This window comes from Aquisalimonas sp. (genome assembly GCF_007120195.1).
Lineage (GTDB): Bacteria > Pseudomonadota > Gammaproteobacteria > Nitrococcales > Aquisalimonadaceae > Aquisalimonas.
Map to the genome: position 1 here is coordinate 1 of NZ_SKOG01000257.1, position 13881 is coordinate 13881.

General features: G+C 65.0%; 13 protein-coding genes. 10 read left to right on the forward strand and 3 right to left on the reverse strand.

Going from position 1 to position 13881, the window contains the following annotated elements; genetic code table 11:
* From hemE to QZT63_RS17925, 6 genes are all read left to right on the forward strand, one after another.
* The coding region (gene hemE, locus QZT63_RS17900) for a uroporphyrinogen decarboxylase (protein WP_290653122.1) at positions 1 to 1014 on the forward strand (1014 nt) is incomplete at its 5' end.
* A gap of 62 nt (positions 1015 to 1076) precedes the next feature.
* Positions 1077 to 1556 carry a bis(5'-nucleosyl)-tetraphosphatase gene (locus QZT63_RS17905; protein ID WP_290653124.1) on the forward strand — a complete coding sequence of 160 codons (480 nt, stop codon included), beginning with the start codon at positions 1077 to 1079 and terminating at the stop codon, positions 1554 to 1556.
* A 196-nt stretch (positions 1557 to 1752) separates the two neighbouring features.
* The gene (locus QZT63_RS17910; protein WP_290653126.1) at positions 1753 to 2709 is read left to right on the forward strand and encodes a radical SAM protein; all 957 of its coding nucleotides are present in this window, start codon (positions 1753 to 1755) and stop codon (positions 2707 to 2709) included.
* A 189-nt stretch (positions 2710 to 2898) separates the two neighbouring features.
* Positions 2899 to 3924, forward strand: a complete 1026-nt coding sequence (hemB, locus tag QZT63_RS17915) for a porphobilinogen synthase (RefSeq protein ID WP_290653128.1) — start codon at positions 2899 to 2901, stop codon at positions 3922 to 3924.
* A 53-nt stretch (positions 3925 to 3977) separates the two neighbouring features.
* On the forward strand, positions 3978 to 4817 hold the full coding sequence (gene aroE, locus QZT63_RS17920) for a shikimate dehydrogenase (protein WP_290653130.1): 840 nt from the start codon (positions 3978 to 3980) through the stop codon (positions 4815 to 4817).
* Entirely contained in the window at positions 4817 to 6403 is a 1587-nt protein-coding gene (locus QZT63_RS17925) for a bifunctional aminoglycoside phosphotransferase/ATP-binding protein (protein WP_290653132.1), read from the forward strand. Before aroE ends, QZT63_RS17925 begins: the two co-directional genes overlap by 1 nt.
* A 22-nt stretch (positions 6404 to 6425) precedes the next feature.
* Here QZT63_RS17925 and QZT63_RS17930 read toward each other — a convergent pair whose 3' ends face one another.
* Positions 6426 to 6758 carry a hypothetical protein gene (locus QZT63_RS17930; RefSeq protein ID WP_290653133.1) on the reverse strand — a complete coding sequence of 111 codons (333 nt, stop codon included), beginning with the start codon at positions 6756 to 6758 and terminating at the stop codon, positions 6426 to 6428.
* 150 nt (positions 6759 to 6908) lie between these two features.
* On the opposite strand from QZT63_RS17930, the gene QZT63_RS17935 reads away from it, so the two are divergent.
* The 4 genes from QZT63_RS17935 (at position 6909) to QZT63_RS17950 (ending at position 12492) form a co-directional block, all read left to right on the forward strand.
* Positions 6909 to 7256, forward strand: coding sequence for a hypothetical protein (locus QZT63_RS17935; protein WP_290653135.1), 348 nt, complete (start codon positions 6909 to 6911; stop codon positions 7254 to 7256).
* Positions 7257 to 7674: 418 nt separating this feature from the next.
* The gene (locus QZT63_RS17940; protein ID WP_290653137.1) at positions 7675 to 8313 is read left to right on the forward strand and encodes a TetR/AcrR family transcriptional regulator; all 639 of its coding nucleotides are present in this window, start codon (positions 7675 to 7677) and stop codon (positions 8311 to 8313) included.
* Positions 8314 to 8343: 30 nt separating this feature from the next.
* The gene (locus QZT63_RS17945) at positions 8344 to 9417 is read left to right on the forward strand and encodes an efflux RND transporter periplasmic adaptor subunit (RefSeq protein ID WP_290653139.1); all 1074 of its coding nucleotides are present in this window, start codon (positions 8344 to 8346) and stop codon (positions 9415 to 9417) included.
* Between the two features lie 6 nt (positions 9418 to 9423).
* A complete protein-coding gene (locus tag QZT63_RS17950) occupies positions 9424 to 12492 on the forward strand; it encodes an efflux RND transporter permease subunit (protein WP_290653141.1) in 3069 nt (1022 codons plus the stop codon).
* A 35-nt stretch (positions 12493 to 12527) separates the two neighbouring features.
* Here QZT63_RS17950 and QZT63_RS17955 read toward each other — a convergent pair whose 3' ends face one another.
* Both QZT63_RS17955 and QZT63_RS17960 read right to left on the reverse strand, forming a co-directional pair.
* Positions 12528 to 13256 (reverse strand): rhomboid family intramembrane serine protease, encoded by a 729-nt coding sequence (locus tag QZT63_RS17955; RefSeq protein ID WP_290653143.1) that lies wholly within the window; start codon positions 13254 to 13256, stop codon positions 12528 to 12530.
* Between the two features lie 109 nt (positions 13257 to 13365).
* A partial coding sequence (locus QZT63_RS17960) for a hypothetical protein (protein WP_290653145.1) occupies positions 13366 to 13881 on the reverse strand: 516 nt, incomplete at its 5' end.

Genomic DNA, 13881 nt, shown 5'->3' on the forward strand with positions numbered 1-13881 from the left:
GAACGCACACCTGTGTGGATGATGCGCCAGGCCGGGCGCTACCTCCCCGAGTACCGGGCCACGAGGGAGCGGGCCGGGGACTTCCTGACCCTGTGTCAGACGCCGGAACTCGCCTGCGAGGTCACGCTGCAACCCCTGGAGCGCTTCCGGCTGGACGCGGCGATTCTGTTCTCGGACATCCTGACAATTCCCCACGCCATGGGGCTGGGGTTGTATTTTGTACCGGGGGAAGGGCCGCGGTTCGAGCGCACGGTTCGCGATGCGGCCGCCATCGACGCCCTGCCCATCCCCGACCCGGAAGCGGAGCTGCGCTACGTACCCGACGCCGTGCGTCTTGTCCGGCGTGAATTGGGGGGTCAAGTGCCGCTCATCGGCTTCAGCGGCAGCCCGTGGACGCTGGCGACCTACATGATCGAGGGCGGCAGCTCGAAGAACTACGCCTGGAGCAAGGGCATGCTCTACGAGCGTCCGGACCTCATGCACCGGCTGCTGGACAAACTCGCCCGGGCGGTCACCAGCTATCTGAACGCCCAGATTGCGGCCGGCGCCCAGGCGTTGATGATCTTCGATACCTGGGGCGGTATTCTCACACCGGCGAGCTATCGGGAATTCTCCTTGCGGTACGCAGAACAAATCATCTCCGGCCTGTCCAAGAGAGCAGACGCCCGACGGGTCCCGGTGGTGTTCTTTACCAAAAACGGTGGTCCCTGGCTGGAGGCCATGGCTGAATGCGGGGCCGACGGGCTTGGCATTGACTGGACACAGGACATCGGTGAGGCGCGCCGCCGTGTGGGCGCCCGCGTGGCATTGCAGGGAAACCTCGATCCCAGCGCTTTGTATGCCTCACCCGAGACTATCCGACACCACGTCGGCGACATACTGAGCGCTTACGGTCACGGCACAGGCCACGTGTTTAACCTGGGGCACGGGATCCACCCGGAAGTGAACCCTGACCACGCCCATGCCATGATCGAGGCAGTGCATGCGCTCAGTCCCGGCTATCATCAGGGCTAGGGACATCGTGGCGCCCGATGACCCATCATGGTCAGCTGACTGCGGGAAACGAGGAAGTGGGCATGAAGGTGCGAACCCGCTCTGCGGGGGTGGTGATCGTCCGGCGCGAAGCGAATGCTTGGCGGTGCCTGTTGCTGCGCGCATTCCGATACTGGGACTCCCCCAAGGGCCACGTGGAAGCGGGCGAAGAGCCACTTGATGCGGCACTCAGGGAAGTCCGCGAAGAGACCGGCATCTGTGATCTGCAGTTCTTGCTGGGTTACGATTACGTGGAAACCGGGCCCTACGCCCGGGGCAAGGTGGCCCGTTATTACCTCGCGGAAACGACGAGCAAGCACGTCGTCCTCGGCATTAACCCGGAGCTCGGACGTCCGGAACATCAGGAGTACCGGTGGGTCAGTTTCCGGCGCGCCCGGCAACTGGCCTCACCGCGGGTGCAGCGTGTACTGGACTGGGCGGAACGCCGCCTGCAGTCGCTCGGTGACGAGCATCCTGGCGGCGGCGACTCGGACCGGTCCGCAAGCGCGGGGCGCTCCGGATGACAACGCGGCCTCGGGGTGCCCCTCACCCTCTCCGAGAAATGCTACGCAGTTTCCCCTATCCGCTCGAAAACCCGCTCAGGGCTAAACTGGAGTCCATTGGTAGACGGTACCCGCCGCATGGCCCAGCTCACCGTTGCGGAGTGTGGGCGACACCAAGAACGGGGGGCAGACGCAATGCTTGAAACGAGGATGTTCTATGACTAACGCCGCTGAATCCGTCATTCAGTTCCTGGACCCGCGTAAATTCCGCGACCCGCACGTCACCGCCGACGGCCAACGGCGCGCGCATGTCCAGTTGCGCCGGCTGGAGACGCTGTGGTTTTGCACCGGCACCCTGTGCAACCTGGCTTGCCGGAACTGCTATATCGAATCGTCACCGAGTAACGACAGCCTGGTCTATCTGACGGCCTCGGAGGTGGCCAGCTACCTGGACGAGATCCAGCGCGAGGGCCTGGACACACGCACCATTGCATTCACCGGTGGCGAACCGTTTATGAACCCGGACATGATCCCGATGCTCGAGGACGTCCTCGAGCGTGGTTTCGAGGCGCTCATTCTCACCAACGCCATGAAACCCATGATGAAGGTCGCGGACCGCCTGCTCGATGTGCAGCAGCGCCACGGCGACCGCCTTACCGTGCGCGTATCCATCGACCATTATAGCCGCGAGGTCCATGAGGAAGAGCGCGGCCCCAAGTCATGGGCGCCGACCGTGGCGGGGTTGCACTGGCTCACCAACAACGGCTTCACAGTCCACATCGCCGGCCGGCTTTTCTCCGGCGAGAGCGAGCAGGAGATGCGACGCGGCTACGCGCGATTGTTCCGGCGCGAGCATATCCACCTGGACGCCGACGACCTCCACCGCGTGGTGTTGTTTCCGGAAATGGACGAACGCGTGGACGTGCCGGAAATCACCGAGGCCTGCTGGAAGAAGGTCGGCACCACACCGGACGCCCAGATGTGCGCCACCTCCCGCATGGTGATCAAGCGCAAGGGCGCCGAGCATCCGGTCGTCGTCCCCTGCACGCTGCTTCCCTACGATCCGCAATTCGAGTTGGGCCGCACCCTGGCGGAGAGCGTCGACGAGGTCTCCCTCAATCACCCCCATTGCGCCAAATTCTGCGTGCTCGGTGGGGCGAGTTGTGGCGGCTAAACCTCCCGTCGATTGGCCTAGAGGCCGGGGGCGGTGCATCGTCAGATGCACCGTTGCAGCCGCCCCACCAAGTCACATCTGCCAACCCGGCACTCCCCCTTGCCCGCTCGGCCCTTGATCCGTTGATCCCTTCCGCCTTCCGCCCTCCTCCAGGCATAATGCGGTACCAGTCGCGCTGCAGGATGGCCCATGACCACGTACAGCACCACCCTCGGTTACTTCCCCGGTGTGCGCATGCGGCGCATGCGCCGGGACGCCTTCTCCCGTCGCCTCATGCGGGAGAACCGGCTCAGTGCGGACGATCTCATCCAGCCGCTGTTTGTCGTCGACGGCGAGCAACAGCGAGTCGCCGTGGCCTCCATGCCCGGCGTGGAACGACTGTCCATTGACCTCCTGCTCGAAGAAGCAGGCCGCCTGCTCGCGCTGGGCATCCCAGCCGTTGCGGTGTTCCCGGTAACGCCGCCGGAACTCAAGACCGCGGACGCCCGCGAGGCCTGCAACCCGGATGGCCTGGCCCCCCGCGCCGTGAGGGCCCTGAAGTCACAATTTCCGGAGCTCGGCGTCATGACCGATGTCGCCCTGGATCCGTTCACCATCCACGGCCAGGACGGCGTTCTGGATGAACAGGGACATATCCTTAACGACGAGACGGTGGAGATCCTGGTGCGCCAGGCGCTGTGCCATGCCGAGGCGGGGGTGGACGTTGTCGCACCGTCGGACATGATGGACGGGCGTATCGGCGCCATTCGCGAGGCCCTGGAGGCATCCGACTATCAGAACACCCGCATTCTGGCCTACGCCGCCAAGTACGCCTCCAGCTACTACGGCCCTTTCCGCGACGCGGTGGGATCGGCGAAAAACCTCGGTGCAGCGGGCAAGCAGACCTACCAGATGGACCCTGCCAATACCGATGAAGCGTTGCGGGAAGTGGCGCTGGATCTGCAAGAGGGCGCCGATATGGTCATGGTGAAGCCGGCCATGCCCTATCTAGACGTCATCCACCGGGTCCGCACCGCCTATGGTGCGCCGACGTTCGCCTATCAGGTCAGCGGTGAATACGCCATGCTCATGGCAGCGGCGAAAGAAGGATGGCTGGACGAGCGCGCCTGCGCCCTGGAAGCCCTCACCGCCATGAAGCGCGCCGGGGCCCACGGCATACTCACCTACTTCGCCGGCCGGGTGGCCGAATGGCTGCGCGAGGACGCGCTTAGCTGACGTGACGAACGCGATGCGCAAAATCGCAGCAACCACCGACACGTGACACAACCATGACTGACCGTTACGCCGTCTTCGGACACCCTGTTGCCCACAGCCGCTCGCCCTGGATTCACGCCCGATTCGCCGAGCAGACTGCCCAGGATCTGGAGTACACCCGCCAGGACGTCGCCCCGGATGGTTTCGCCGAGGCGGTGGAACTGTTCCAGGCCGACGGCGGACGCGGGCTCAACATCACTGTGCCATTCAAGGAAGAGGCCTGGGCCGTGGCGGATAGCCGCAGCCCCAGGGCTGAAACCTGCGGGGCCGTAAACACGCTATTGTTCGGCGCCGATGGGGGTCGTCACGGAGACAACACCGACGGCGAGGGCCTGGTGCGCGACCTGCGCTACAACCACCACATCTCGCTGCAAGGCCGGCGCATTCTCGTGCTCGGCGCCGGTGGCGCCGTGCGTGGCGTGCTGGAGTTACTGGTCGCCGAGCGGCCGGCTGTGCTCGTGATCGCCAACCGCACCGTCAGCCGCGCCCAGGCGCTCCTGCGGTTGTGCCACGGGATGAGCGAGAACAGCGCCTGCGGGTTCGATGCGCTTGCCGGGCACGGGCCGTTCGACCTGATCATCAATGGCACATCCACCGGGTTGAGCGGCGAAATGCCCGCTCTACCCGACGATCTGTTCGCATCCGGCGGCGCTGCGTACGATATGGTGTATGGTGCGGAACCGACACCTTTTCTCCGCTGGGCGGAACAACAGGGGGCGGGGCTAACGCTGGACGGGCTCGGCATGCTGGTGGAACAGGCCGCCGAATCCTTCCGACTGTGGCGCGGCGTGTCCCCGGACACTGCGCCCGTCATTCGTGAGCTGCGCCAAGCCATCAGCAACCCGGCGTCGTAATGCAGGAGCTGAGCACCACAGACCACAACCGCATGGCCGAACGCCTGCGGGAGCCGCAACGCTATCCCCACGCCGTGACGGATGTCACCACGGTCCGCACCCACATATCGACGCTGCTGCTCACGGACACCCGCGCCTACAAGCTGAAACAGCCCCTGAACCTGGGTTTTCTGGATTTCACCACCCTGGAGCAGCGGCGCCATGCATGCGACGAAGAGTTGCGGCTCAATCGGCGCCTGGCCCCGGAGATCTACCTCCAGCGCATCGCCATCACCGGGACGCCCGATGATCCCACCGTCGGCGGGGACGGCCCGTTGCTGGACTGGGCGGTGCAGATGCGGCGCTTCGATGACGACCGCCTTTACGATCGCCTGCTTGAGCGCGGCGAACTCACGGCGTCGGAGCTGGATGCAGTGGCCGCGCAATTGGCCGCGTTTCATGATCAGGCGGCCGTGGCCGACGCCGCCTCCCCCTGGGGGACGCCTGCCGCGATCGCAGAGCCGACGATGGATAACTTCGCCCAGCTGCGTGAGTTGCTCGGCACGGATCGGCGCGTCGAGCATCTGGCCGACTGGACGCAGGGGCAGCTGGAGGCGTTGGCGCCGCTCATGGAGGAGCGCCGCGCCCTGGGGCGTGTGCGGGAGTGCCACGGCGACCTGCACCTGGGCAATATCGTCGATTGCAATGGCCGGCCGGTGATTTTTGACGGCATTGAGTTCTCGCCTGCCCTGCGCTGGATCGATGTCAGCAGCGAAGTGGCGTTCCTTGACATGGACCTGCGCAGCCGACAGCGGCCGGATCTCGCGGCCCGGTTCATCAACAGCTACTTCGAGCACACCGGCGATTATCCGGGGGCACGACTGCTGGCGTTTTATCGCGCCTACCGGGCCCTCGTGCGGGCGAAGGTCAGCGGCCTGCGCATGCGCAACACCTGTGCGGACGCCGAGTCGCACGAGCACGCACGAACAGCCATGGAGCGCTACCTGGGGATCGCCGCAGCCGAGACCCGCCCCGACCACCCCCGGCTGATCCTCATGCACGGGCTCTCGGGCAGCGGCAAGTCCACCGTCGCGCAGGCACTCGTGGAGCGCCTGGGGGCCATGCGCCTGCGCTCCGACGTGGAACGCAAGCGCCTGTACGGGCTGGATCGCAACGCGCGGACTGGCGCCGGGGTGGGTGAAGGCCTCTACGGCCAGCAGGCCTCGGAACGCACCTACGCGCGCCTCGAAGAACTCGCCGGCGCCCTCCTACAGGCCGGTATGAGCGTGATCGTCGACGCAGCCAGCCTGCGACTGGCTGAGCGGGAGCGGTTCCGGGACTGCGCCCGCCGCGCGGGCGCTGCGTTCACCGTCGTGGACTGCCAGGCGGACGTGGCGACGTTGCGCGCACGCATCCGGTCGCGCCAGGCGGCCGGCGGCGATCCATCCGAGGCCGACGCGTCGGTGCTCGATCACCAGCTGGCCATCGTGGAGCACCTCCGCGCCGATGAGGCCGCCGATACGCTGGCCATCAATACGGAGAACGACCCCGCATTGCGCGCACTCGATCCACTGATCGAGGGGGACAGTAAGGCGGCGCGCGAGTAAATCCACCGATCAGGCAGGGGAATTACTGGACGACGACGTGATTGCTTCGGAGCTCACCATCGACCCGCACCCAGCAGTTCAGGGCGTCCACCAACGGGTTACGGGTGCAGCGGATCAGTAGATCCCGATCCCGAAATCGCCCTTCAAGCCGCGCCTCGCGTTCGTTGCCGAAAAACCGCATATGCCCTTCCAGGGCCGATTCCCCGTCGATCAGTAGCCGCACGCGATCGCGCAGTGGCTTCGGCTCCATGGCGTACGCCCAGGCCCCCGATTCATCGTCGGCGACCGCCGGCACGCCCGCCAGGCACATGATGCCCACCAGCACCGCAAACACACCGTTCCTGCATCCGTTCATGCCGCAGACCATTCGGAGTTGTCGAAGGTAGACTTACCTTAACTATAGAGACTCCCCGGTCACCGCAAAGATTCCCCTGCGGGTCACCGTGAACCCCGGGGACCGCGCGCGTGGTGTCCGCGGTTCGATGATGCGATTGAGGAGCCGGCAATGGCGGCGTTGAGCTTGTTTGTTTTTCTGCTGGCCATGACTCTGGGCGGGTTCGCCCTCTGGCAGGGCCGCCGCCGCGGCCGCCCTCTGGTGGCGCTTGGCTATCTGCATGCCGTCACCGCCCTCGGCGCACTGACGCTACTCGGGGTTCGGGTGTTCACCGGACCGGAGAATCTGCTGCTGAACAGTGCGTTCTTCGTGTTCCTGCTGGCCGCGGCGGGCGGGCTGTTCACCCTGCTCGTCAGACCCCGGGATGAGCCGGTGATCCTGCCCCTGATCTTGCTGCACGCGACCGCCGCGGTGGTGGCCGTGTTGCTGCTGGCAGCCGGCGTCGCTGCCGGCGGCTGATCCAGCCCAGGTTCGGCCCCGCTCCCCCAGTTCGGCCGGCAGTTCTAATTTTGCCGATCTTCCGTGGGCCATGGCTCTGGGCCGTCATTCCCGCGGTGGGTACGTGGTGGAGTCCTGCCATGCCATGGCACCGGGGCCGATCGAAGGGCGTAGGGTGCCATTAGCGACAGCGTAATGCACCGTCAAACAATCCGCGCCAAAGGCGCACAAGCGCAACACGAGTCGTGCGCCTGCTGCGCCGTTTCATTCACGGCGTGCAGCCACGCCATGGCACCGGCGCCGTAATTGGAATTGCTGCAGTTCGGCCGGGGGGCTTGCATCGTCGCCGAGGGCTCGGTACAGTTGCCGGTCTGACCGACCGGTCAGCCTGAACCGTCCGACTGACTCCCAAATCCTGCGCCCCCGAGAGACTCCGATCGTGACCGATAACAGCATTGCGGATGCCACACCCATCCGCACCGAAGCCGCGCAACGCATTCTCACCGCTGCCCGCCATTTGTTCACGGAACATGGGGTCGATGGCGTATCGATCCGCGACATCGCGGCCCGGGCGGACGTCAGCAAGGCAAATGTCTTTCACCACTTCGGCAACAAGGCGCGCCTCTACGACGCGGTGCTGGAGGATTCACGGCTGACGTTCGACGCGCTGCTCGTCAACCTGGCGGACAGCAGCCGCCCGCTGGATGAACGCCTGGAGCGGTTCACGCTGGACCATCTCCACACCATGCTGCGGGACCCCTCTTCCGTGAACCTGTTTCTGCGCCAGATGCTCAACCCCCGAGGTAATCCGCAACGGCAACGTGCGGAGGAGACGATTGGCGACGGCCTGACCGAACTCATCGAGACGCTCGAGGGCGCCCTGCCCGAAGCTGGCCAGGACAACCGCGACACCGCACTGGTGCTCGCGCTCACGCTGCTCGGCGGCGCCTTCATGCACTTTCAGCTGCGCGACGTGCTGCCGCGCCTCGACGCCAATGGCACGGGCTGCGACCCGCAACGCTACTGCGCGCACCTCGTTGACCTGCTGCGATCCGGCCTCACCGGGCGCAACACCTGAGCGATCCCACGTACTGCAAGGACATTCGACATGGCACGCAAGCTGACTTTGTCGGTATTACTCGGTCTCGCTGTCGTGGCCGTCGGTTGTGACAACAACGACAACGGCGGCGAGGACGAAGCCCCCCCCGAGGCCGTGCTGATCACCAAGGAAGAGGCAACCCTACGCACTGTGGAAGTTGCCGAACGCACCCTCGGGCGGCTGACCAGCAAGACCGCGCCGTCGCTCACCGCGGAGGTGTCCGGGCAAATTACGGCCATCCACGTGGAGGAAGGGGATAGCGTCTCCCGTGGCGATCTGTTGCTCGAGATCGACCCGGAGCCGTACGAACTCGCACTTGCCCAGGCACGCACGGACATGCGCCGGCTCGAGGTCAGCCTGCGCACCCAGCGCCGCGAACTCGAGCGCAGCACAGAGCTGCTGGAAGACGGCTACGTGACCCAATCAGAGTACGAGGCCACTGAGGGTGAGGTGGAGTCCCTGGAAGAGGATCTCGAGGGTGCCAGGGCGCGGGTGCGCAACGCCGAGCGGGATCTGCGCAAGACCCGTGTCGAGACCCCGGTGGACGGGGCGATCGACGAGCGCGCGGTCTCCGAGGGCGACTACACCTCGCCCGGGGAACCGATGTTCACGGTGGTCAGCCAAGATCTGTTGCGGGTCCGCCTGCCGTTCCCGGAGACCGTCGCCCAGCATCTGGAAGTCGGTCAGCCGGTGACCCTGAGCGCACCGGTGGCGGGCGGCACCGTGGAGGCGACCATCAGCGAGCTGCGCCCCGGTCTGGCCGACCAGAGCCTCACCTTCGAGGCCATCGCCAACGTGGAGAATCCGGGCGGTTGGCGCCAAGGGGGGAGCGTCAGCGCCAGTGTCCTGATCGAAGAGCGCGAGAGCGTGGTGGTTCCTGCGGAAGCCCTCGTGCAACGGCCCGCCGGCGAGGTGGTGTTCGTCATCGACAATGACACCGCTCACCAGCGCGAGGTCGAGGTGGGCCAGCGCGGCGCCAACTCCATCGAGATCCGCTCCGGGCTCGACGCGGGTGAGAGTATCGCGGTGGACGGTGCCGGCTTCCTCTCCGATCAGGCCGCCGTTCGCACAGGCGAGGAGTAACCGCTCGTGACGCTACCCGAACTCTCGATACGGCGCCACGTCCTGGCGGTCATGATCAGCGCCGTGCTGGTGCTGTTCGGCTACATCGGCTACCAGGAGGTGGGCACCGACCGCATTCCGAATATCGATTTCCCGGTGGTCAACGTGGTGGTCACCCAGCCAGGGGCAGACCCGGAGATCATCGACGCATCCATTACCTCCGAGGTGGAGCGCGCGGTCAACACCGTGCCCGGGATCGACAGCATTCAATCCAGCTCCAGTCCCGGCACCTCCGTGGTCTCCGTGACCTTCGACCTGGACGTCGACATCGACGTGGCCTTCAACGAGGTCCAGGCCAAGATCAATGAGATCCGTGACGAGCTTCCGGACGATGCCGATGACCCCGTGGTGCAGAAGGTCGACACGGATGCCCAAGCCATCATGTGGCTCAGTGTCCAGGGCGACCGCACCCTGCAACAGCTCAGCACTTACGCGCGCAATGTAGTACGCCCGCAGATTGAGAACATCAACGGCGTCGGCGAGGTGCAAATCGGTGGCGGCCTGGAGCGCAACATCCGCATCGAGGTGGAGCCAGAAAGGCTCTCGGCTTACGGTCTCACCGTGGACGACCTGATCAACGCCGTTGAGACGGAGCATTTCCAGCTCCCGGGCGGGTTTCTGGTGGCCGAGCGCACCGAGCGGTTGCTCAAGCTGGACATGGAATACCACCAACCGCATGCGCTGGAGGAACTCATCGTCGCCTCCCAGAACGGGGCGTTAATTCGCCTGAGCGACGTCGCGGATGTGGTGGACGGCCTGGAGGATCCGCGATCCCTGGCCCGCTTCAACGGTGAGCCCACTGTGGGGCTGGGCGTGGTCAAAGTCTCCGGGACCAACACCGTCGCCATCATCGACGAGGTGCACGAGCGGCTCGAGCAGGAGATCCGGCCTCAGCTTCCCCCGGGGATGGAGGTCAACGTCGCTTCCGACCAGTCGGTGTTTATCCTGGACATGATCGACACCCTGTTCCAGACCATTGGCCTCGGCATCCTGTTTGCCGCATTCGTGCTTTGGCTGTTCCTCAAGAATCTGCGCTCCACACTGATCGTGACGCTGTCCATTCCGGTGGCCCTGGCGGCGGTCATCGCCACCATTTTCGCCTTCGGCTACACGCTGAACTCGCTCACCATGCTCGCAATGCTGCTGCTCATCGGCGTGGTAGTGGACGATGCCATCGTGGTGCTGGAGAACATCTTCCGACACCGGGAGGAAGGCATCGCAGATCCCGTGGAAGGGGCCATTGTCGGCTCCAACGAGGTCTTCTTCGCCATCATTGCCACCACGCTGTCTTTGATTTCGATCTTCCTGCCAGTGCTGTTCATGGAAGGGATTATCGGGCTGTTCTTCGAGTCTTTCGCGGTGGTGGTGGCCGTCGGGGTGCTGGCTTCGAGCATTGTGGCCCTGACACTCACTCCTATGCTGTGCTCCCGCTTCCTGCGGGTACCGAAGGAGCACGGCAAGGTCTACAACGTCCTCGAGACCGGGTTCCGCGGTATGGAATCCGGCTACCGCTGGCTGCTGGCCCGGGTGCTGCGGTTCCGCTGGACCACCCTGGGCGTGATCGCCGTGATCGCCGCGGCGGCAGGCAGCCTGCTGGGACAACTCGGCGGCGAGTTCAGCCCCGAGGAGGACGAAGGTCAGTTCCTGGTGAGCATCGAGACGCCGCTCGGCTCGAGCATCGACTACACGGACGAGAAGTTGAAGTCTGTCGAGGGGGTACTGGAGAATCAAGACGGCATCGACACCTATTTCACTGCCATCGGTCTTGGCGACGCCGGCCAGGTCAACAGTGGTATCGCCTTCGTGCGTTTGCATCCGCGCCAGGATCGCACCCTTAGCCAACGGCAGATCACCGACCAGGTGCAGGCCGAGCTGCTGCAGCTCAGCGGCGTACAGGCATTCGCGTCCTCCATCCCACTCATACCCGGCGAGCGCGGAGAGCCACTGCAGTTCAACGTCAGTGGTCCTGATCTGGATGAAGTCGCGGTGCTTGCTGAGGAATTGGAGGCCCGGCTGCGCGGGCGTGACGAGATTGACACCCTGGACCTGGAGCTGGACCTGGACATGCCGGAGCTGGTACTGGAAGTGGACCGCGAGCGCGCCCACGCCCTCGGCATCAGCACCCTGGACGTAACACGGGCGGCCAATGTGCTGGCGGGAGGTCTCGACGTGGCCCGTTACAACGACGAGCCCGGTGACGGCGAGCGCTATGATGTCCGCCTGAAGGCGAAGGAAGGCACGTTGCAGACCCCGGAGGACCTCTCCAGGCTGTACCTGCGGGCTGGAAATGGCGATATGGTGCGACTGGACACCCTCGCCAGCTTCGAGCCGGAGCTGGGGCCGTCAGTCATCGGCCGCTTCGATCTGCAGTACGCCGCACAGTTCTACTCCAACCCGGCCGTGCCCCTGGCGCAGGCCGTGGACGCAGTCGAGTCAGAAGCCGAGGAGATCATGCCTCTCGGCTATTCCCTGAACCTGGTCGGTCAGGCCGAAGAATTCGAGCGCACACAGGGGGCCATCATCTTCGTTTTCGTCGTGGCCATCCTGCTCGTCTATATGGTGCTGGGCAGCCAGTTCAACTCCTTCCTGCAGCCGCTCATCATTCTGGCTGCCCTGCCGCTGGCAATGATCGGCGGCATCGTCGGCTTATGGCTGTTCCAGCATACGCTGAACATCTACTCGATGATCGGGCTGGTGCTCCTCGTGGGGCTGGTAACCAAGAACGGCATTTTGCTGGTGGACCTCACCAATCAGTATCGGGTGAAACGGGGGCTGAGCGTCAACGAGGCCCTGCAGCAGGCCTGCCCGATCCGGCTGCGACCGATCCTGATGACGTCGCTGACGCTCATCCTGGCGATGCTGCCAGCGGCCATCGGCGCCGGTGCCGGGGCAGAGACGCAAGGGCCACTGGCCGTTGCCATCATCAGCGGCATGGTCTCCTCCATGCTATTGACCCTGGTGATCATCCCGGCGGCGTACTCGTTGCTGGAGAATGCCGCCCAGCGGCTGCATGAGCGCCGCCAAGCCCGCGCGTAGCAACCCTGGGTGAGGAGAGCCCGAGTCCGGGGCCCCTACATTGGCCCCGGCGGGCGGCGCATAAAGCTGCCGGTCTGGCGCCAGTAGAGGATCAGCAGCAACCCGAAGACCATGCCGCCCAAATGGGCGAAATGGGCAATGCCGGCAAGGGTGCCGGTAATGCCGGCCCAGAGCTCGAAAGCGCCGTAGGCGATGACGAAGTACTTGGCCTTCATGGGAATCGGCGGGATCAGCAGCACAATGCGCTGATTCGGGAACATCATGCCGAAGCCCAGTAGAATGCCAAACACCCCGCCGGATGCGCCCACCGTGGGGTAGACCGTACCGTCCGCCGCCGCGTTGGTGGCGACGATCAGCTGGATGAGCCCGGCGCCCACCACGCAGAACAGAAAATAGAACGCGAATCGCCGCGATCCCCAGAGGTTTTCCAGGGCCACACCGAACATCCACAAGGCAAACATGTTCACGAGCAGGTGGAACATGCCGCCGTGCAAAAAGCCGTAGGTCAACACCTGCCAGACCTGAAACGGCGGCACCTCCTCCATGCCCATGGTGGTCATGACCGCATCGGGTGCCCCCATGGGCCAGAGGGCGAATATCGCAATCAGGTACTGCCCCATGAACCCCTGGGCGAGGTACACCAGGCCGTTGATGATCAACAGGGCCAGCACCACCGGCGGTAGCAACGAGGGGCCGCCCACCCGCCGCGGCGGCGGTTGTTGCGGCGGCGGCTCCGGTGCCGCGCGGCCTTCCCAGTCTTGCATTAGTGCTCTTGCTCCTCGTGTCCGAAACGTCCGCGCACTGTAGACCGGCCCTCCGAGCCAGGCAACCGGCGTCGCTCCCCGCGGGCCGGACGGTGCGCCTGTAACCGGGTCACGGTGCGCCGCCAAAGAATTTGTAGCGCCAGAATAACCCCGCTCGCCAGAGATCCAGATTCTCGCCCCCGTCGGGCTGCGCCAGCAGGTGCTCATACTCGATTCCCAGCTGATGCCGTTCGACCTGGTAACGCCAGTCCATGCTCAGATGGTACTCATCCAGGTCGGGCGCACGCAGTCCGGGGCGCTCCAAGGTTCGATACCCCAAAGCGATTCCGAGTTCATGCAACGGACCTGCTACAGCAAGGGACAACGTCGGGTGCAGTGAGTGCTGTTCGAGAAAACCCTCGCTGGTTCGATACGCCACGCCGGGGGCAGCCGTCACATCCAACTCGCCCCATCGGAAACGGCTGCGATGGGCCACGCTCACCCGGCGCTCGGTCCGCGCAAAGCGGCCACCCGCACGGTCATCCAGGTCGAGCCAATACAAGTTCAGCCGCGTATCCTGGGTCTCTGCCAGCGGGAGGTTCAGGCGCCAGTTGGCGCTGCGCGTGAGCTGGTCGATTGTGCCGGC